General features: G+C 66.7%; 16 protein-coding genes. 2 read left to right on the top strand and 14 right to left on the bottom strand.

Going from position 1 to position 19,704, the window contains the following annotated elements; translation table 11 throughout:
• Positions 1–29: 29 nt before the first annotated feature.
• From EVS83_RS03130 to EVS83_RS03120, 3 genes are all read right to left on the bottom strand, one after another.
• Complete coding sequence (locus EVS83_RS03130; RefSeq protein ID WP_208108677.1) at positions 30–965, bottom strand: NAD(P)H-hydrate dehydratase; 936 nt, start codon at positions 963–965, stop codon at positions 30–32.
• Positions 962–1,726, bottom strand: a complete 765-nt coding sequence (locus EVS83_RS03125) for a histidine phosphatase family protein (RefSeq protein WP_133499525.1) — start codon at positions 1,724–1,726, stop codon at positions 962–964. Before EVS83_RS03125 ends, EVS83_RS03130 begins: the two co-directional genes overlap by 4 nt.
• Before the next feature lie 106 nt (positions 1,727–1,832).
• On the bottom strand, positions 1,833–3,893 hold the full coding sequence (locus EVS83_RS03120; protein WP_133499523.1) for a S9 family peptidase: 2,061 nt from the start codon (positions 3,891–3,893) through the stop codon (positions 1,833–1,835).
• Positions 3,894–4,150: 257 nt separating this feature from the next.
• On the opposite strand from EVS83_RS03120, the gene EVS83_RS03115 reads away from it, so the two are divergent.
• Complete coding sequence (locus EVS83_RS03115) at positions 4,151–5,974, top strand: peptide MFS transporter (RefSeq protein ID WP_246022755.1); 1,824 nt, start codon at positions 4,151–4,153, stop codon at positions 5,972–5,974.
• Positions 5,975–6,051: 77 nt separating this feature from the next.
• Here EVS83_RS03115 and EVS83_RS03110 read toward each other — a convergent pair whose 3' ends face one another.
• From EVS83_RS03110 to ssb, 6 genes are read right to left on the bottom strand one after another with little or no spacing between them, the layout of a single operon-like run.
• The gene (locus EVS83_RS03110) at positions 6,052–8,037 is read right to left on the bottom strand and encodes an alpha/beta hydrolase family protein (protein ID WP_133499521.1); all 1,986 of its coding nucleotides are present in this window, start codon (positions 8,035–8,037) and stop codon (positions 6,052–6,054) included.
• A gap of 57 nt (positions 8,038–8,094) precedes the next feature.
• Entirely contained in the window at positions 8,095–9,006 is a 912-nt protein-coding gene (gene rfbD / locus EVS83_RS03105) for a dTDP-4-dehydrorhamnose reductase (RefSeq protein WP_133499519.1), read from the bottom strand.
• Positions 9,003–9,560, bottom strand: a complete 558-nt coding sequence (gene rfbC, locus EVS83_RS03100) for a dTDP-4-dehydrorhamnose 3,5-epimerase (RefSeq protein ID WP_133499517.1) — start codon at positions 9,558–9,560, stop codon at positions 9,003–9,005. Before rfbC ends, rfbD begins: the two co-directional genes overlap by 4 nt.
• Positions 9,557–10,450 carry a glucose-1-phosphate thymidylyltransferase RfbA gene (gene rfbA, locus EVS83_RS03095; protein ID WP_133499515.1) on the bottom strand — a complete coding sequence of 298 codons (894 nt, stop codon included), beginning with the start codon at positions 10,448–10,450 and terminating at the stop codon, positions 9,557–9,559. Before rfbA ends, rfbC begins: the two co-directional genes overlap by 4 nt.
• The gene (rfbB, locus tag EVS83_RS03090) at positions 10,447–11,499 is read right to left on the bottom strand and encodes a dTDP-glucose 4,6-dehydratase (protein ID WP_133499513.1); all 1,053 of its coding nucleotides are present in this window, start codon (positions 11,497–11,499) and stop codon (positions 10,447–10,449) included. The genes rfbA and rfbB overlap by 4 nt, the downstream gene beginning before the upstream one ends.
• Positions 11,500–11,539: 40 nt before the next feature.
• Entirely contained in the window at positions 11,540–12,031 is a 492-nt protein-coding gene (gene ssb / locus EVS83_RS03085) for a single-stranded DNA-binding protein (protein ID WP_133499511.1), read from the bottom strand.
• A gap of 162 nt (positions 12,032–12,193) precedes the next feature.
• On the opposite strand from ssb, the gene EVS83_RS03080 reads away from it, so the two are divergent.
• A complete protein-coding gene (locus tag EVS83_RS03080; RefSeq protein ID WP_246022754.1) occupies positions 12,194–13,180 on the top strand; it encodes a polyprenyl synthetase family protein in 987 nt (328 codons plus the stop codon).
• Between the two features lie 69 nt (positions 13,181–13,249).
• Here EVS83_RS03080 and EVS83_RS03075 read toward each other — a convergent pair whose 3' ends face one another.
• From EVS83_RS03075 to EVS83_RS15845, 5 genes are all read right to left on the bottom strand, one after another.
• Positions 13,250–14,077 carry a dienelactone hydrolase family protein gene (locus EVS83_RS03075; protein ID WP_133499509.1) on the bottom strand — a complete coding sequence of 276 codons (828 nt, stop codon included), beginning with the start codon at positions 14,075–14,077 and terminating at the stop codon, positions 13,250–13,252.
• A gap of 62 nt (positions 14,078–14,139) precedes the next feature.
• Complete coding sequence (gene murD / locus EVS83_RS03070; RefSeq protein ID WP_133499507.1) at positions 14,140–15,558, bottom strand: UDP-N-acetylmuramoyl-L-alanine--D-glutamate ligase; 1,419 nt, start codon at positions 15,556–15,558, stop codon at positions 14,140–14,142.
• Complete coding sequence (gene murL / locus EVS83_RS03065) at positions 15,539–16,897, bottom strand: UDP-N-acetyl-alpha-D-muramoyl-L-alanyl-L-glutamate epimerase (RefSeq protein WP_133499505.1); 1,359 nt, start codon at positions 16,895–16,897, stop codon at positions 15,539–15,541. Before murL ends, murD begins: the two co-directional genes overlap by 20 nt.
• Positions 16,890–19,484 carry a bifunctional aspartate kinase/diaminopimelate decarboxylase gene (locus EVS83_RS03060; protein WP_133499503.1) on the bottom strand — a complete coding sequence of 865 codons (2,595 nt, stop codon included), beginning with the start codon at positions 19,482–19,484 and terminating at the stop codon, positions 16,890–16,892. The genes murL and EVS83_RS03060 overlap by 8 nt, the downstream gene beginning before the upstream one ends.
• A partial coding sequence (locus EVS83_RS15845; protein WP_208108676.1) for a hypothetical protein occupies positions 19,481–19,704 on the bottom strand: 224 nt, incomplete at its 5' end. The genes EVS83_RS03060 and EVS83_RS15845, both read right to left, overlap by 4 nt.

The raw sequence follows: 19,704 nt of genomic DNA, 5'->3' as shown, positions 1-19,704 counted from the left end.
GCGACACGTCGGATCGACCGTCGCGACGCTCAGCGTTCCCGTCGCTTCGATCCCGGCACTGCCTGCATCAGCCGCGGAATCTCGTCGAGCAATTCCCGGGCAAGAAATCCGAGCGGGCCGCCTTGCCGCTCGGCGAGTGCGTCGCCTGCAGCGGCGTGCAGGTAAACGCCCCATGCCGTCGCACGGAAGGCGTCGGTGCCGCGCGCAGCGAGTCCACCAATGATTCCCGACAGCGTGTCGCCCGAGCCCGACGTCGCGAGGCCCACGTTGCCGTAGCGGTTCGACACGATGGCGCCGGCGGTGCCTGCCTCGAGCGCAGGCCCGTCGATGACGAAGCTGGTCGAACCCTTCATGACGCACACCGCACGGAAGCGTCGCGCCATGTCGATGCCGAGTTCGAGCGGCCGCGCTTCGACGGCCACGCGTTCGCAACCGAGCAATCGCGCGGCCTCGCCCGCATGCGGTGTAAGGATGCGCAGTGCCTTGCCGTTGGCGATCGCGTCCGCATCGCGATCGAAGGCGCAGAGCGCGGCCGCATCGATCACGACTGGAATCTCCGGCAACGTCGCCAGCCATCCACCCAGCATCCGCGCCATCGCATCGGATTCGAGCAGGCCGGGGCCGACGACGATGGCGTCAGCATGTTCGGACATCGCTTCGATCCGGCTACGGGCCGCCGTAGCCAATGCGCCGCTGCGTGTTTCCGGCAAGGCGACCACGCGCGACTCCGGCACCGCCGCCGCAACGAGCGGCGCCGCGCTCGCGCACGTCGCCACCTGCAATTTCCCTGCGCCCGCGCGCAACGCGGCCACGGCCGACAACAACGCTGCGCCCGGCATTTCGCCGGCGCCCGCGATGACGAGAATGCGTCCGCGCGCATCCTTGTCGCCTTCATGCGAGGGCATCGGCAGCGGATGGCGCCGCAGCCACGCGGGCGAAATCGGCGTGACGCGCGCGCGACTCACTTCGGTCCCGCCGGCACGTCGGGCTCGGTGGTCACCGGCGCACCGGCTTCGATCAGCGGCGCCACGAAGTTGTAGCGTTCGAGCACAAGCTTGCCGCGGTGGCCTTGCGTCGGATCGAACTCGTAGCCGGTGATTGCGCAGTTCGCGACGTCCTTCTGCCGATCGATCTCGAGGATCTCTGCTTCCGTCATCCGCTCGAGCAGGTAGCGGAAGCACAGCACCGTGACCTGGTGCGCGACGATCAGCACGCGATCGCAGCGGTACTCGCGCGTGATCGTGTCGACGACGCTGCGCAGCCGCAGGATGACGTCGCACCAGCTCTCGCCGCCCGGCGGCCGGTGATAGAACTTGCCGATGAGATCGAGCGCCTTCGCCTGCTCGGGATAACGGTCGCGCACGCCGAGGCGCGTGAGGCCGTCGAAGATGCCGAACTCGCGTTCGCGCAGGCGCTCGTCGAGGCGGATGCGGTCGCAGTCGATGCCCGCCTGCCGTAACGCGCGACGCATCGTCTGTTGTGCGCGAACGTACGGCGAGCAGAGGAAGACGTCGGGACGCTCGTGCTCCGGCAACGCCGCGAACCAGCGGCCGAGCGCGTCGGCCTGTTGTTCGCCGAGCGCCGACAGCGGCACGTCGGCATCGCGCGTGCCGTAGTCATAGGTCAGTGCGTCAGCGACGCGCGCCTTCTCGCGCGCGACGTTTCCCGCCGACTCGCCGTGGCGGACGATCCACAGGCGGTCGGGCCACTTCTGCGATTCGTTCATGCGCGAAGCCTGCGCAAGGCGCCGACTACGCGCCGTCAACGCAGCCGTCCAACGAAAACGCCCGGCATCTCGCGATGCCGGGCGTTTTCGTGACCGAACGTCGGACTTACTGGCCGATGTGCGTGCGCAGCCAGTCGTTCACGGTCTCGTGCCACTTCACGCTGTTTTGCGGCTTGAGCACCCAGTGGTTCTCGTCCGGGAAGTAGAGGAACTTCGACTCAATGCCCTTCTGCTGCAGCGCGCTGAACGCAGCGATGCCCTGCTCGGCCGGAATGCGGAAATCCTGCTGGCTGTGGATGACCAGCATCGGCACGCGCCAGTTCTTGACGTAGTTGATCGGGTTGAACTTCTCGTACGCCTCCGGGTTTTCCCACGGCGTGCCGCCGTTCTCCCAGCGGCTGAACCACAGCTCTTCGGTGCTGTAACCCATCATGCGGTTGTCGAACACGCCGTCGTGGTCGACCAGGCACTTCCACGGCTGGTTCCAGTTGCCAGCGATCCAATAGACCATGTAGCCGCCGTAGCTCGCGCCGAGCGCACAGGCCTTGTCGCCGTTGAGGAAGCCGTACTGCTTCTGCGCGGCCGTCCAACCCTTCTGCAGGTCTTCCAGCGGGCGGTCGCCCCAGTGCTGGCTGATCGCGTCGGTGAATGCTTGGCCGTAACCCGTCGAGCCGTGGAAATCGATCATTACGACGGCATAGCCCTGGCCCGCGTACGTCTGCGGATTCCAGCGATAGCTCCAGCCATTGCCGAAGCTGCCCTGCGGGCCGCCGTGGATCAGGAACGCGACGGGGTACGTCTTGCCCTGCTCGTAGTTCCACGGCTTCACGACGTAGCCGTGCACCGTCTCGTTGTTCCAACCCTTGAAGCTGAACTGCTCGTAGTCGCCGAAGCGCACGTCCTTCAGCAGCTCGCCTGCCGACGGCGACACGGCGCGCACGCCCTTGCCGTTCAAGCCACCGACGAAGAGCTGGTCGCCCGACTTCAGGGAGTTGCGCGAGAACGCGAGCACGCCGTTCTTGACGTCGAACGCCGACACCGTGCCCTCGCCCACGAGCTTGGTGACGCCGCCCGACGCGATGTCGACCGCCCACAGCGGGTGCTCGCCCATGTCCTCGGCCGTCGTGTAGATCGACTTGCCGTCGGACGACAGCGTGATGCCGTCGGCGGAGCGATCCCACTTCGGGTCGATTTCGCGCGACTCGCCCGTCGCCAGATCCATCGCCATCAGCGCGAAGCGATCGGCCTCGAAACCGGGGCGCTTCATCGCGCGGTAGTAGAGCGTCTTGCCGTTCGCACTGAACGCGCCACCCGTATCCCACGCCTTGTTCGCCGCGGTGAGGTTGCGCGCATCGGCGCTACCGTCGGCGGGCACGAGGTAGAGGTCGAAGTTGGTCGACGTCGGCTCGTCGCGGTCGGCGTTGCGCGCACTGAACACGAGCTGCTGGCCGTCAGGCGACCAGGTGAACTCGCTGGCGTCGCCGAATGGGCGCGAAGGCACGTCGGCGACGACGTTGCCACCGACGAGCTTCGCGGTGTTCACCGTCTTGCCCGCGGCCGGCAGGTCGGCGACGAACAGGCGATTGAGCTTGCCCTCGTTCCACGCATCCCAGTGGCGGATGAACATGCGATCGAAGACGACGCCCGTGGTCTTCGGCGTGTCCGTCTTCTTCTCGTGCTTGGTATTGCAGGCAAGATCCGCCGCGCAGTCCGGATAGGTTTCCATCGACAGCGCGATGCGGTCACCCTTCGGCGACAGCGAATACGTGCTGACGTCGAGCGGCATCGCCGTGACCTGCACCGGCGTACCGCCGCCGACCGGCACGTAATACACCTGCGACGAACCGCCCTTCGAGCTCAGGAAGTAGACGCGCTTGCCGTCCTCCGACACGAGCGGCGAGTTGACGTTCCAGCCTTCGGGCGTGAGGCGCGTCGCCTTGCCGGCGCCCGACGTCGGCTGCACCCACAGCGCGGTCGACGACTTGTTCGCATCGAACTCGACGACGCGGCGCGCGAACACGAGCTTCGCGCCGTCGGGCGTCAGCACCGGCGAGGAGAAGCGGTCGAGCGTGGCGAGCTCCTTGGGCTGCAGGCCATGGGGCGCGGCGCCCGCGGCGAGGGGCAGCGCGGCGGCGAGCATCAGGGGCAGCAAGGCGAGACGGGGCATCGGGACTCCGCGGGGGTGACGAGGGCGCCGATGGTAGGCGTACGGCCGGTGGTGGCAAAGCGAACGCGGACGCGGGCGGCGCCGTGCGGTCGCGTATCCGTGCGCGGCGTCGCGCTGGCGGCGCGAGCGCGTGCCGACCGTCGTGCACTGCAACACGACGCCGCGCGCATTTGCGGCTGAAGCGTGCACGGCGCGTCGCCGGGCCGCCCGCGGCGCCGTGGCTATACTCGGGCACCTTTTTCACGCCGGAGTGGTGCGTGACGCCAGCCTCGAATGCCGCCGCGCTCGCCGCGGATCCCCGTCGCGACCTGTTCGGCCACCCCAAGGGCGTCTACGTCTGCTTCTTCACCGAGATGTGGGAGCGCTTCTCGTTCTACGGAATGAAGGCGCTGCTCCTGCTGTTCCTGCTGAAGCACCACCTGTTCAAGGACGCCTCGGGCTACGACGTGCTCGGCGCGTACGGCGGCCTCGTCTACTGCATCCCGGTGTTCGGCGGCATGTTGGCCGACCGCTATCTCGGCACGCGCAAGGCCGTGATCTTCGGCGGCATCCTGCTCGTGCTCGGCCACATGGGCATGACGATCGAAGGCCACGATGCGCACGTCATCGGCGGCGAAGTGGTGCGCGACGAATCGGCTCTGCGCGCGTTCTACCTCTCGCTCGCGCTGATCATCATGGGCGTCGGCTTCCTCAAGCCGAACATCTCGACGATTGTCGGCCGCCTGTACGCGGAAGACGATCCGCGTCGCGACTCGGGCTTCTCGCTGTTCTACGCGGGCATCAATCTCGGCGCGCTGTTCGCGTCGATCGTCTGCGGCTACCTCGGCCAGACGCTCGGCTGGAAGTACGGCTTCGGCGCGGCAGGCATCGGCATGGCGCTCGGTCTCGGCCAGTTCCTATGGGGCCAGAAATATCTCGAAGGGCACGCCGAACCGCCGCGTCCGGAACTGCTGCGCGAACGCGTGTGGGGCATGCCGCGCGAGCTCGCCATCTATGTCGGTGCGATCGTCGGGTTGTTCCCGGTGGCGTGGCTGATGTGGGCGGTCGCGAATGGCGCGTTCGCACTGCCGGGCGACATCTCGCTGGCACTCGGCCTGATGATTCTTGTGATGGTCGGCGTGCTGGCCTGGTTCTTCTGGTTCACGGCGACGCGCTGCACGCCGGTCGAGCGCCAGCAGATGTATGCGCTGATCCTGCTCATCGCGATGTGCCTCGTGTTCTTCACGCTGTACGAGCAGACGTACGGCTCGTGGGTGACGTTCACCGACCGCATGCTGACCAAGGACATTGTGCCGTCGCTCGTGCGTCATGTGCCGGACGTGCAGGCCGCCGGGGCGCCCGCGGTGACGTTCTCGCAGTTCGTGCAGTCGGCGCCGTGGTCGATCGTGTCGCTGCTGCTCGCCCCGCTCGCGTTCGTGGCGTCGGCGTCGCTGTCGGACCGCAATCCGCAGTCGTCGGCGCCGGGCGTGCTGTTCGGCCTCGCCGTCGTCGCGATGCTCGTCTTCCTGATCCGCGACGCGCTCGTGCTGCCGCAAACCGCGGGCTCGCTGACCTACCTCGGCGCGATGTTCATCGTGCTGCTCGCACCGACCTTCAGCGCGATCTGGGCGTTCCTCGGTCGTCGTGGACTCGATCCCTCGAAGCCGACGAAGTCCGCACTCGGCCTGCTGTTCGCCGGGCTGAGCTTCATCCCGCTCGCATGGGCAGCCGAGCACGCCGGCGCCACCGGCGCGATGGCGAGCGTGTGGTGGCTGGTGCTCGCCTACTTCGTGCTCGAAGTCGGCGAGATGTGCCTGGCGCCGGTCGGCTTGTCCGCAGTGACGCAGCTGTCGGTGCGCAGCGTCGTCAGCCTGATGATGGGCACCTGGTTCCTTGCGACCGCGTTCTCGGAAACGCTGGCGGCACTGTTCGGCAAGCTGGCATCGCTCGACATCCCGGAAGGAACGACGATCAACATGGCCGAAGCCGGCGCGAAGTACGCGCACCTCTTCTGGCTGATGATGTGGATCGGCGTCGGCTGCGCGGTGGTGGCGTTCCTGATCTCGCCACTGCTTCGCAAGTGGATGCACGGCGTGCGGTGAGCCGCGCCATTGTCAGCACAAATAAGAAGGGCGCTCTAGGGCGCCCTTCTTGCTATCCGGATCTACGACGGCGGCCTCTACTTTGCCGCCGACGCGCTCCCGGTCGACGGCGTCGCCGTCTGCCCGCCAATGTTGCGCGACAGGAACGCCAGCAGCTTCGTGTAGAACTCGCGCTGGTGCTCGATCTTGTAGAAGCCGTGACCTTCGGTGTCGTAGTACAGCGTCTCGACCGGAACGCCGGCCCGACGCAGCGCCTGCTCCATCAGCTTGCTGTGCTGGATGGGAGCACGCTGGTCCTCGCCACCTGCTGCGAGGAAGACCGGCACCTTGATCTGCTGAGCGACCTTGGTCGGTGACGACGAATCCGGGAGCTCGTCCTTGGCACCCACCCACCGCTCCAGCCAGTTCCGCTGGCTCTTCGTGTCGTTGCTGTCTCCATTCGTGTAAAGAGTGGGCAGATCGTAGACACCGACATAACCGGCGGCGCAGCGATAGAGGGTCGGCTCCTTGGCGACGCCCATGAGCGACGCGTAGGCGCCGTAACTGGCACCGTAAAGACAGATCTTCGAGCCGTCGGCGATCCCTTGGTCGATGGCCCACTTCGTAGCATCGGTGAGGTCGTCCTGCATGGCCTTGCCCCACTGAAGCGCGCCGGCCTGCTCGAACGCATGCCCATAGCCTCCGGAGCCGCGAAAGTTGACTTGCAAGACAGCGTAGCCCGCACTTGCAAGGAGATCGCGCTCCGTGTCGTAGTCCCACGTATCGCTGATGCCGAACGGGCCACCGTGGGGTAGGACGACCATCGGAACACGACGGCCGTCCGCGTTGGCGGGGCGCGTGAGATAGCCGTGCAGCTGGAGACCGTCCCGCGCCTTGATCGCGATCGGTTCCGCCTTGTGCACCTGCGCCGGGTCGACCCAATCGCGACTGCTGAGCAGCAGGTCGGCCTTCTTCGCGACCGTATCGAACAGGTAGTAGTCGCCTGGGTTCTGGTCACTCGACACGCTCACCAATGCCAGGCGCCCGTCCGTGGTCTCCGACGTCACGAACACGCGCTGGCCAACGAAGGCGGCTTCCAGGCTCTTCTGTAGGCGCGCATCCGGCCCCGACGGATCGAAAAACTCGGTCCGCCCTTTGCCGTCATCGAAAATGACGCCAATCGGCTCCCGCGTGCCGTGGCGGTACAGGAACGAGGCAGGATCGGCGACCTCATCTCCGAACAGCTCCTTGCGGGCCCGCGTCTTCAGGTCCAGCGCCACGAGCTTCGCCGGGTGCGTGTCGTCGCTGACCTCAAGGAATGCGGTCGCGTTGTCGGCGGAGAAGCCGATCGCGACCTCGCGACGATGGGTGACCGATTCGTCGTTCAGCAACTGCCAGTTCGCACCGTCACCATCACGGTAGAAGAGTTTCAGCGCGAGGTCGGACTCCTGGCCGTACGCGAAGCGCACCACACCGCTGTTGTCGGTAATGAAGGCGGCATTCCGGATGGGCGCGCTTGCGAGGCGCTGGCGCTGGCCGGTGTAGACGTCGAGCCGTTCGGCGCGGTTGTACGGCTCGGCGGCAAACGGGATCACCTTGATGACCGCGAACTTGTCGCTGGCGGCGAGGCTATCGATTGGAAACGCCGCGACATCTTCGGCCTGCTTCTTCCGGATGTGCGTACCCATCTCGCCATGAGCCCGGAATCCGACGAGCAATTCGGTGTGCGACCCGTCAGCGTTCATGCCGTACAGCTCACCCGTCGGCGATGGCTTATCGAGTGCTCCGAATTTCTCGGCTGCGGATATGAGCACGCGTTCGTCGTTCACCCAGTCGAATCCGGCAATTGCCGTGTTGCGCCCGAGATCGAACGTGCCGGTGACCTTGTTGTCGCTGCGTCGAAGGATGACGAACGCGACGCGATCCTCGAACGGCACCGTTGCCGCCAGATACTCCCCTGTCGGCGAGATCTTGATGTCGTGGAACTTGTCCCGACGGATGAACGAGTCGACATCGACCGCGTGCGCGTTGGCGCAAGCCAGTGCGAGCGCGAGCGCGCCCACCAGAGCCTTGAACGTCTTCATGCAATCCCCTCTTGGCACGTTTCGGCGGGCCTCTCCGGCCCTCCCCCACCGCCATTATCAGGGGTTCGAGCCGCCTTGCGTCGCCATGAGATCGAGAGTGCGGTCAAGCTCCGACCGCCAGTCGGGGACATCGACGCCGAGTTCGATCAGCTTCCGGATCGACAGGACTGAATAGGCGGGCCGCTTCGCGAGTGTCGGGAAAGCCGACGTCGGAATCGGCGTCACGTCTGGACGCTGCTTCAGCAAGCCGCGCGCGAATGCGCCGCGCACTATGGCGTCCGCAAAGCCGTACCAACTGGTGGCGCCACCGCAGACAACGTTGACAACGCCTGTGGGGCGCTCGTCACGATTCACGAGCGCTATCGTCGAACGCGCGATGAAGTCTGCGGTGGTCGGCGCGCCGACCTGATCATCCACCACGCGCAGTTCAGGACGCTCCGACGCCAGGCGGAGCATGGTGCGCATGAAGTTGTGGCCGTATGGCGCGTAGACCCACGCCGTTCGAATCACGAGCGACGCCGGAGCAAGAGCGAGGACCGCACGCTCGCCCTCAAGCTTACTAGCACCGTAAACGCCGAGTGGGGCGACTGCAGCATCCTCGGGGTATGGTGCCGCGCCGCCACCGTCGAAAACGTAGTCGGTCGAGTAGTGGACGAGGAACGCGCCGACCGCGTTGCAGGCGCGGGCAATCGCGGCGGGCGCGGCGGCATTCGTGGCGAATGCGCCGTCGGGTTCCGCCTCTGCTCGATCCACCGCGGTGTAAGCAGCGGCGTTGATGACAACCGTAGGTCGCACTCGTGCGACAAGCGCGGTGACAGCAGCTTCGTCGGTGACGTCGAGTGGGGCCATCTCCACTCCGCCCGCCGCCGCCCCATCACGGGATGTCGCGAGCCACTGCATACCATCGGGCCTGCGCGCAAGAAGCGCGCGGCCGACCTGCCCGCCCGCGCCGATGACGAGTGTCGTCATGCCGAGTAGACCGGCAGTCGATCGGCCGGGATTGCGTCGAGGAAAGGCGCATCCGCGTCCTTTGTCGATAGCGAAGGATTGCTCGCCGGCCAGTCGATCCCCAACGTCGGATCGTCCCAGCGAATCGCCGCATCTGCCGTGGCGTCGTAGGTCGCCGTACACAGATACGAGAAAAGCGCCGTGTCACTCGTCACGACGAATCCATGGGCGAAACCCTCCGGAATCCAGAAGTGACGCTTGTTCTCCGCATTCAAGACGACGGCCGTCCATTTGCCGAATGTAGGAGAGCCGCGACGGATGTCGACAGCCACGTCCCATACCTCCCCTTGAAGCACGGTGACGTACTTGCCCTGCGGCTTCGGCCATTGATAGTGCAGGCCTCGCAGAACACCGCGCTGGGAAAACGACACGTTGCCTTGCACGAATGTCGGTGCAAGTCCTTCGGCGCCCAATCGGTCGAGATTGAACGATTCGTAGAAATAGCCGCGGTCATCACCGAAAACACGCGGCTCGACAATCACGCAACCTGGAAGATCCGTTTCGACGAGCTTCACGGCACGTGCCCTCGATCGATAAGCCCCATGAGGTAATTGCCGTAGCCGTTCTTACTGAGCGGCTTCGCAAGCGCGATCAATTCCCCGTTCGAAATCCAACCATTGCTCCACGCGACCTCTTCCGGACAGCAGACTCGCAAGCCCTGCCGGGCCTCGATGGTCTCAATATAGTTGGAAGCTTCGAGAAGCGATTGATGGGTGCCCGTATCAAGCCAGGCGTAACCTCGACCGAGGCGCTGCAGGTGCAGCGATCCTTCTTCGAGATACAACCGATTAAGATCCGTGATCTCAAGCTCGCCGCGTGGCGACGGTGAAAGGCGCGAGGCGAACTCGCTTGCGCGGCCGTCATAAAAGTAAAGGCCGGTTACTGCATAGTTCGAGCGCGGTTTGGCTGGTTTCTCCTCGATACCGACCACACGACCATCTGCGTCAAATTCGGCGACGCCGTAGCGTTCGGGGTCATTAACCCAGTACCCAAAGACTGTCGCGCCCTCAGTGCGTGCGTCGGCCTCGCGCAGCATCGCCGTCAGGCCCGGGCCGTGGAAGATGTTGTCGCCCAGCACGAGGCAGCTTGGTGCACCGTCGAGAAACTTCTCGCCGATCAGGAACGCCTGCGCGAGGCCATCCGGACTCGGCTGCACCGCGTACTCGATGCGCATGCCCCACTGGGAGCCGTCGCCGAGAAGATTGCGAAACAGCGCCTGCTCATGCGGCGTATTGATGACGAGCACGTCGCGAATGCCCGCGAGCATCAGCACGCTCAGCGGGTAATAGATCATCGGCTTGTCGTAGATGGGCAGGAGCTGCTTGCTGATCGCCTGCGTGATCGGATACAGGCGCGTGCCGGAACCGCCGGCAAGGATGATGCCCTTGCGTCCCGTCGTGCTCATGCCTGACCGATCCGCTCGAGACGGTAGCTGCCGTCGAGCACGCGCTCGACCCACGACTGGTTGTCGAGATACCAGTCGACCGTGCGCTCGATGCCCTGTTCGAACGTCACCGTCGGCGACCAACCCAGCTCCTGCTCGATCTTGGACGCATCGATCGCATAACGTCGATCGTGGCCCGGTCGATCCGCCACAAACGTGATCAGCGATTCGCGCGCACGACCGTCGCCGACTGGCCGCTTCTGGTCGAGCAGACGGCAGATCGTGCGCACGACTTCAATGTTCTCGCGCTCGGCGTTGCCGCCGACGTTGTAGGTCTCGCCCACGCGACCCGACTCCAGCACGCGACGGATCGCGGAGCAGTGATCGCCGACGAACAACCAGTCGCGCACGTTTCGCCCGTCGCCATACACCGGCAGCGGCTCACCGCGGAGCGCTCGCGCAATGATCAGCGGAATGAGCTTTTCCGGGAACTGGAACGGGCCGTAATTGTTCGAGCAGTTGGTCGTAAGGACCGGGAGACCGTACGTGTGGTGGAACGCACGCACGAGGTGATCGGACGCCGCCTTCGAGGCCGAATAGGGCGAGTTCGGCGCGTACGGCGTGGTCTCGGTGAACTTGCCGGTGTCGCCGAGCGAGCCGTAGACCTCGTCGGTCGACACGTGCAGGAAGCGGAACGCGTCGCGCGCCGGTGCATCGAGACTGCGCCAGAAATCGCGCGTCTTCTCGAGCAGGTTCAGCGTGCCGACCACGTTGGTCTGCACGAACGCAGCCGGACCGTCGATCGAACGATCGACATGGCTTTCGGCTGCAAAGTTGATCACGGCGTCCGGGCGGTACTCGTTCAGCAGGCGCTCGACCAGCGCTGCGTCTCCGATGTCGCCCTCGACGAAAACATGATTCGCGTTGCCATCGAGCGACGACAGCGTATCGAGGTTACCGGCATAGGTCAGTGCGTCGAGATTGACGACACGAATGCCGCGCTGCGCGGCCTCGAGCACGAAATTGCCGCCGATGAAACCGGCACCGCCGGTCACGAGCCAAGTGGTCAAACGATTGCTCCTGCAGTGTGGGGCCTACAGTGGTCAGCGATCAGAACGGAATATCGTCGTCCGCGAAATCGCTGCCGAAATCATTGTTGCGTGCTGCGGGCGCTTCGCGACGGGGAGCCGGTGCGGACTGCTGCGAGCGCTGCGGACGATCGCCGCTACCGCGATACTCACCGCGACCGCCACCACCGGCGCCGCCGCCTTCACCACCACCGAGCATCTGCATTTCGTCGGCGACGATGTCCGTCGTGTAGTGCTTGACGCCGTCCTTCTCGTACGAGCCGTACTCGATGCGGCCTTCGATGTAGCAGGAACGGCCCTTCTTCAGGTACTCGCCGGCGATCTCGCCGAGCTTGCCGAACAGCTTCACGCGATGCCATTCAGTCTTTTCCTGCTGGTTGCCGTCGCGGTCCTTGCGCACGCTCGTCGTCGCGAGGCTGATCGTCGTGATCGCCATGCCGCCCTGGGTGTACTTGACCTCGGGATCGTTGCCGAGATTGCCGACGAGAATCACCTTGTTGACGCCGCGTGCCATGTGCTTTTCCTTCGGGTGGGTCGTGGTTGACGACCGACATTGGAGTATACCCGGCGGCCGGTGGGGGTCGTCCGACGCCGCGGGGCGACGTCGGAAATGTCCGGCAAACGACGGGGTCCGCCTATAATCGCCGGCCGTTTTCCCACCGACCGAGACGCGTCGATGCCGACCCCGTCCCTGCCCGACATCCAGGCGCTCGCACGGGGCCCGATGGCCGCGGTCGACGCCCTGATCCGGGCTCGCCTGGCCTCCGACGTCGTCCTGATCAACCAGGTCGCCGAGTACATCGTCGGGGCCGGCGGCAAGCGCCTGCGGCCGATGCTGCTCCTGCTCGCCACAGGCGCGGCGGGTGGCGAGTCGGCGATCGACGCGCGCGCGCACCAGCTCGCCGCGGTGGTGGAGTTCATTCACACCGCAACGCTGTTGCACGACGATGTCGTCGACGAGTCCGACATGCGACGCGGCCGGCGCACTGCGAACGCGGTGTGGGGCAACGCCGCGAGCGTGCTGGTCGGCGACTTCCTGTATTCGCGCAGCTTCCAGCTGATGGTCGAACTCGAGCGTCCGGAGGTGATGCGGATTCTCGCGGACACCACCAACCGCATCGCCGAGGGCGAGGTGCTGCAGCTTCTGCACATCCGCAATCCGGACACGGATGAAGCCGCCTACCTGCGCGTCATCGAGCGCAAGACGGCCGTGCTGTTCGCCGCGGCGACGCGACTCGGTGGTTTGCTGGCAGGGGCACCTGCGGCGCAGTGCGACGCTCTGGACGCGTTCGGCCTCGATCTCGGCTATGCGTTCCAGATCGCGGACGACGTGCTCGACTACGCGGCCGACGCCGACGCGCTCGGCAAGAACCTCGGGGATGATCTCGCTGAAGGCAAGGCAACGCTTCCGCTGATCCACGCGATCCGTAACAGCGATCCTGCGACGTCGGAACGCCTGCGCGAGATCGTGTCGAACGGCGACGTCGACGCGCTCGACGAAGTGGTCGCTGCGATTCGCGCGACCGGAGGCCTCGACTACAGCCGCAGCGTCGCGGATGCCTACGCGTCCAGGGCCGAAGCGGCGCTCGCAAGCCTCCCCGCGAACGCGTACACCGACGCGCTGCGCGGGCTGGCCCACTACGCGGTCAGCCGCTCCACCTGATCCGCGGGCTTATTCCGGTTCCTACGATTCGCGCGGCCCGATCGCCGCGCGAATTTTCTCGCGCTGCGACTACCGCTTGCGAGTGCCGCCACCTACAGCGGCGAACCGCTCCGCGAAGAAGTCGGCCAGCATGCGATACGCGCGCGGCGCCTGCCTGGCGTCGTAACGGCAATTGCTGTTCGGATCGTTGCCGGCATCGGGTTCGGCGAAGCAGTGCACCGCGCCGCCGAGATCGACGAACTGCCAGTCGGCGCCACCCGCGGTCATTTCCGACTGCAGCTTCGCGACGTCCTCGCGCGACACCGACTTGTCCGCCGCACCGTTGAGCACGAGCAGCGGCGTCTTCACCGTTCCGGGCGCCGCCGGCGCCGTCGCATCGAGGCCGCCGTGCAAGGTCACCGCGCCGTCGAGCGCCGCGCCGCTGCGCACCAGTTCGAGCACCGACGTGCCGCCGAAACAGAAGCCGAACGCGCCAATGCGCTTCGTATCGAGCGGCGAACTGCCCGCCTGTGCCCGCAGCACGTCGACGGCCTTCTGCATGCGCGCCCGCAGTTTCGGGCGATCACCCTTCAGCGCGCCCGCGGCCGCGCCCGCTTCCTTCGAATCCTTGGGTCGAACATTCGCACCGTAGACGTCCGCCACCAGCACGACGTAATCACGACCCGCAACCTTCTTGGCCTTCTCCACCGCGGACGGATTCACGCCCATCCAGTTCGGCACCATCACGAGGCCGGGCTTGTTCTTGGGACCGGCGTCGTCATAGACGAGCACCCCCTGGAATTTCTGGCCGTCGAGCGTCCAGTCGACGTTCCGGGTGCGCACTGCGGCCTGCGCATGTGCTGCCGCGAGGAGAACGAGAAGGGTCGAAGCGATACGGAACCGACGGACGATCGACATGGGAGCCTCCGGCTTGGGGACGACCGAGCGTAGCGCGTCCCCATGTCGGCCCGTGTCGAGGCTCAGGCGATGCCGAGGCCCGGGATCGCGCTGATCATGTCGGGATCGAAGCCCGCGCGACGTGCGAAATCGCGCCCGCGGTCGACGTAGTCGCGCCAGACGCCGAAGCTCGGCGCGCCGGGCGACAGCAGCACGACCGGCGACTTGGCGCTAGCACGCTGCAGCGCGTCGCGTGCCTGGTTCATCGCATCGGCGAGGTCCGATGCCTCGCGAAGGTCGAAGCCCGCCTCGGCGGCGACGGGCGCGAGCAGCGCATGGATGCGCGGGCCGTTGGCGCCCATCGTGACGACCGCCTTCGGCGCATGCGCGCGCATCGCCGCCGCGAAGTCGGACCAGTCGAGCCCGCGGTCGTGGCCGCCGACCAGCACCGCCACATCGCGATCGGCGAAACAGTCCAGCGCCGCGAGCGTTGCATGGGGTGTCGTGCTGATGGAATCGTTGACGTAGGTCGTGCCGTCGCGCTCGCCGAGCGTCTGCAGGCGATGCGGAAGCGGCTCGAAGTCGAACGCGGCCGTCGCGAGCGATTGCGCGTCCAAGCCGAGCGCCTCGATCGCGGTGAGCACCGCGGCGAGATTGCCGCGGTTGTGTCGGCCCGGCAGCGGCAGGCCACGCGTATCGATGACGGCGTCGTCACCGCGATACAGCACGTCGTCGCGCAGATGCCAACCGCGCGCGTCGCCGAACCAGCGGACCGCGACATCCTCCGGCAACTGCAAGGTCGAAAGGATCGGGTCCGCCGCATTGAGCACCGCGATGCGTGGATGCGCGTCGGTGACGAGGCGCAGCTTGTCGGCGACGTAGCGCGCGTGCGAGCCGTGCCAGTCGAGATGCTCGGGAAAGATGTTGAGCACGACGGCAACGGCCGGACGCGCACCGCTGACGGCGACATCGCCTGTCTGATAGCTCGACAGCTCGATCGCCCAGTAATCCGGCGCCGGCTGCGGGTCGAGCACTTCTAGCAGCGGCAGGCCGATGTTTCCCGCGAGCGCCGTGCGGTGGCCGGCGCTGCGCAGAAGATGCGCGAGCAGCGAGGTCGTCGTGCTCTTGCCCTTGGTGCCGGTCACGCAGACCGCGTTCGCAACGATTCCATTTTCGTCGGCATGATCGCCGAACCACAGCGACGTGCCGCCGATGAGCCGCGCGCCCGCGGCCGACGCGATCGACCCTGCTTCGCCGTAGGGGCTGATGCCCGGCGACTTCACAACGATCTCGAAGCGCGAGAGCGATTCGCCGTCCACGGTCGTCGACACGACGAGATGCGCATCGCCGAGCGCCGCGGCGTCCACCGCCTCATCCTGCGAACAGAACAGCGTCAGCGGCAGCGTCGGCAGCCGCGAGCGGATCGCGCGATACGCGGCGCGGCCTTCGCGGCCCCAGCCCCAGAGCGCGACGCGCTGTCCGTCAAGCTGCGAAATGCGCACGCAGGCGGGCCCAGAGCGCATCGGGAATGCCGTGCTCGTCGTCGATGGTCAGCAACGAGTCGACCGCGGGACCATCGGCGAGCTGCGGCAGGATCTCGCGCGCGAAGCGCTCGACGATCGCGTCCTCTCGCCATTCAGGGCGCTGCGTGAGCGCAGCCATCGCGGCGCGCGACTCCTGACCTTCGCCCACGCATTCGAACGGCTTGTGGTCGCGGTATTCGAGCAGCGCGTCGAAACCGCCGGTCTGCGACGGCTCGTCCAACAGGTTGCGACCGAAGATGCCGACCAATCGCGGCTTGCTCATGAAGGGCGCGAGCGCAAGGAACACGAAGTGGCACTTCGGGCAGATGCCACACCAGCGCTGTGCCGGGCGCTCGCCGAGAATGTGGAAGTTGCGATTGCAGCTCGAGAAGTGCTGGTCGTAGCGGTCGGACTTGGCGAACTGGCGCGCGACGGCCAGTTCGCTGAGCGGACGCAGCAGCGAGTAGTAGCGCAGGTCCGCCGCCACGTGCGAGCGCAGATGCGCGGCGAAGTCGCGTTCGAACTGCCAACCCTTCGACCACTGGTGATTGACCTCGCCCGTGCCCTCGATCATCGAGCCGTAGCTCGCCGAGCGCTCGTTGGAGAACACGACCTGGTCGACGCCGAGCACGAGCGCGGCCAGCGCGAGGATCGCGGAGTTCACCGCCGTCACCGGGATGTGCCCGTTCCACGCCCCATTGCGGTTGTACTCGAACAGCTGCGGTGCGAGCTGGCGGCCGAGGTTGAGGGTCGGCAGGCCGGTGCGCTCGGCGCAGGCGGCGATCAGCTGCGAACCGCCGATCCACGTCACCGTCTGATCGACGCCTGCGATGCGCAGCGACTCGATGCTCACCAGCGAATCCTTGCCGCCGCCGATCGCGGTGAGCGCGTGCTCACGGAGGCCGAGCGTTGGGGCGGCGTGCGCCGGCGCGTCATCGGCCGGGAAGCGAATCGTGCCGCGCAGGTGCAAACCGTTGCGGTACGCGAACTCGCCGAGGCCGTTCTCGTACCCCTCGTTCAGCAGCGAGGCCGTCGCCGCATCGATCGAATAGCCGTCGATGCGGATCGTCTTAGGCACCGCCGCCTTGTAGTAGCTGACGCCCGCGATGAGATGCAGGAGACGCAGAGCGCGCTGCACGGCCTCCGTACGCGCCGCATCGAGCGTGAACGGCGCACCGGGGATGGAGACGGTTTCGACCAGTTCGGGGCCGTCGTCGAAGGCATAGACGAGCCGGGCCACGCCCGTCGCCGCGTCGAAGTCGCAGCGGACGAACCGGAAGGCCTGGATCGCGTCGCGCGAGAAGCGCCAATCAGTCATCGAGAATGTCCTCGGCCGGCAGCGGCCGCAGGTTGTAGGTGTTCGCCATCGCCATGCCGTAGGCGCCGGCGTCGGCGATCAGCACGACATCGCCCTCGCCCGTCGCCGCCGGCAGGCGCCGGCCGCGGCCGAGCACGTCGCCGCTTTCGCAGATCGGGCCGACCACGTCGAACGTGTCGAGCGCGGCGTCGTCGATGCGCGTGAGGTTGTGAATGCCGTGGTAGGCGTCGTACATCGCCGGGCGGGCAAGCGCGTTCATGCCGGCGTCGAGGCCGATGCGGCGGATGCCGTCCTTCTCGATCACCTGCGTGACGTGTAGCAGCAGCGCGCCGGCTTCGGCGACGAGGAAGCGACCCGGCTCGATCGCGAGGCGGCAACGCGGGTACGCCGCCTTGATGTCGCGCACGCCGGCACGCCACGCCTCTAGATCGAACGGACGCGCGTCGGGCGTGTACGGCACGGGGAACCCGCCGCCGATGTCGATCGTGTCGACCGTCTCGCTCGCATCCGCGAGCGCCGCCAGCGTGCCGTAGACCTCGCGCCAGTGGGCGGGATCGTCGATGCCGCTGCCGAGGTGCGCGTGCAGGCCCGTGATGCGCAGGCCGAGCTTGCGGGCCTCGGCCATGAACGCATCGAAACGTGTGATCGGCAGGCCGAACTTCGCTTCCGCGCCGCCCGTGCGCACCTTTTCGTGGTGGCCGTCGCCGTGGCCGAGGTCGAGGCGCAGCCACGCATTGCGACCGCGCACGACATCCGGCCAGCGCTGCAGCAGCTCGATGCTGTCGAGCGTGACGTTGACGCCCGCGGCGAACGCGGCCTCGTATTCGCGACGCGGTGCGAAGCTCGGCGTGAACAGGATGCGGGACGCATCGAGCGACGGCAGCGTCCGGCGCACGTACTCGACTTCGGCGAGCGACACGCACTCGAAACCGAAACCGATCGCCTCGAGCGCACGGAGGATCTCGGGATGCGCATTCGCCTTGAGCGCGTAGAAGCCACAGTCGACCGGGCCGCCTTCGATCAGCGAACGCGCACGCTCGCGCACCGTCGGCAGGTGGTAGACGTAACGCGGCGTGCCGTCGTTCGCACGAGCGAGCAGTGCATCGCGACGTGTGAGCCACCATGGCGTCGCGCGTTCGGGGCGGCCGTGCACGACATCGCGCCATGCAGGCCCGAATACGCTCTCGTCGAGCACGGGCATCGCACCGCCGCGCACGAGCTCGGCGTGCAGCGTCGGCAGCAGGCCTTCGGCGTCGGCTTCGTCGACGACGAACGTCAGGTTGAGATCGTTCGACGACTGCGAGATCAGGTGCACGCGCTCGCGGCCGAACGTCGCCCACACGTCGGACAGCTTGTGCAGCAGCGACCGCATGCCGCGGCCGACCAGCGTGATCGCCGCGCAGGGCGCGATGACCTTGACGCGACAGACCTGCGCCAGGTCCTCGCTCAACGCGCTCAGCACGATTGTGGTGACGAGGTTCTCGCTGGGATCCAGCGACACCGTCACGTTGGTTTCCGACGAACCGATCAGGTCGATCGACAGGCCGTGCTTCTTGAAACGTTCGAACACGTCGGCGAGGAAGCCGACCTGCTGCCACATGCCGACCGACTCCATCGACACCAGCACGATGCCGTTGCGACGGCTGATCGCCTTGACGCCCGGCACCGTCGCGGCGGTCGCGTCGATACGCGTGCCCGGCAGGTCCGTGCGTTCGGTGTCGAGGATCGCCATCGGTACGTTGGCGTCGCGGCAGGGACCGATCGAACGCGGATGCAGCACTTTCGCGCCGGTGGTGGCGATTTCCTGCGCTTCGGCGTAGTCGAGGCGCGCGAGCAGGCGGGCGTCGGGCACCTCGCGCGGATTCGCGCTGAACATGCCGGGCACGTCGGTCCAGATCTCGACGCGCGCGGCGCCGAGCAGTGCACCGAAGTACGCGGCCGACGTGTCGGAACCGCCGCGACCGAGGATCGCGGTGCCGCCGTCGCCATGACGCGCGATGAAGCCCTGCGTCAGGACGATCGTCGTTGGTTGCGTGGTGAAGCGCTGCGCGAAGTCGCGATCGGTGCGGTGGTGGCAGTTGACCGACAGACGACCGGCCCAATCGCTCTGGTTCGGCAGCGCGACGGCGTTCAACCACTCGCGTGCATCGCACCAACCGATGTCGAGGCCCTGCGACTTCAGATACGCAACGCCGAGCGTCGACGACAGCAGTTCGCCCTGCCCCAGCACGTCGGCCTGCCAGTCGAGCGTGCGCTGAGTCGCGCGCGAATCGGTCGCGAGCGCCTGCAACGCGGCGAGGCGTTCGGCGAGCACGACGTCGGCATCCAGACCGAGTTCCGCCGCGAATTCGCGATGACGCGCCACGAGCGCGGCGACCTTCGCATCCGTCGCCTCGCCCGCGCCGCTGTTCGCGATCGCCTGAAGTTCGTTGGTCACGCCCGACAGCGCCGACACCACCACCAGCACGCGCGCGTTCTCGTCTTTCGCACGTTTGCCCGCGAGTCGTCCGATGGTGTCCCAACGGGTCCGGCGCGACACGGAAGTGCCACCGAACTTGAGTACGACCCAGCGCGTCGAAGCGGTCACGAGGTTTCCTGGAGGTGCGGCGGCTGCCGCGGGAGGCGAATCGGAGCACGCGACGCCGCCTCGGGCGAATGACGCATGCTCATGAGAGCGCGCGATTTTATTCGATGACGGGCCACGCGCGGCCGGCCACAATGCGCCTCCCCCGTCCGCGGTTGAAAACCATGACGCAGCGCCGCTTCCTCCAGCTCGACGTCTTCGCCGATCGCCCCGGCGCCGGCAA

Source organism: Cognatilysobacter terrigena (assembly GCF_004361065.1).
GTDB lineage: Bacteria > Pseudomonadota > Gammaproteobacteria > Xanthomonadales > Xanthomonadaceae > Cognatilysobacter > Cognatilysobacter terrigena.
This window is presented reverse-complemented; position numbering and strand designations above follow the sequence as displayed.

Bases quoted from the DNA above. Each gene is read 5' to 3' on its own strand.
- rfbD (WP_133499519.1), bottom strand. From the start codon at position 9,006: ATGACGACACTCGTCATCGGCGCGGGCGGGCAGGTCGGCCGCGCGCTT.
- ssb (WP_133499511.1), bottom strand. From the start codon at position 12,031: ATGGCACGCGGCGTCAACAAGGTGATTCTCGTCGGCAATCTCGGCAAC.
- murL (WP_133499505.1), bottom strand. From the start codon at position 16,897: ATGACTGATTGGCGCTTCTCGCGCGACGCGATCCAGGCCTTCCGGTTC.
- EVS83_RS03075 (WP_133499509.1), bottom strand. From the start codon at position 14,077: ATGTCGATCGTCCGTCGGTTCCGTATCGCTTCGACCCTTCTCGTTCTC.
- rfbA (WP_133499515.1), bottom strand. From the start codon at position 10,450: ATGAGCACGACGGGACGCAAGGGCATCATCCTTGCCGGCGGTTCCGGC.
- EVS83_RS03110 (WP_133499521.1), bottom strand. From the start codon at position 8,037: ATGAAGACGTTCAAGGCTCTGGTGGGCGCGCTCGCGCTCGCACTGGCT.
- EVS83_RS03120 (WP_133499523.1), bottom strand. From the start codon at position 3,893: ATGCCCCGTCTCGCCTTGCTGCCCCTGATGCTCGCCGCCGCGCTGCCC.
- EVS83_RS03125 (WP_133499525.1), bottom strand. From the start codon at position 1,726: ATGAACGAATCGCAGAAGTGGCCCGACCGCCTGTGGATCGTCCGCCAC.
- EVS83_RS03080 (WP_246022754.1), top strand. From the start codon at position 12,194: ATGCCGACCCCGTCCCTGCCCGACATCCAGGCGCTCGCACGGGGCCCG.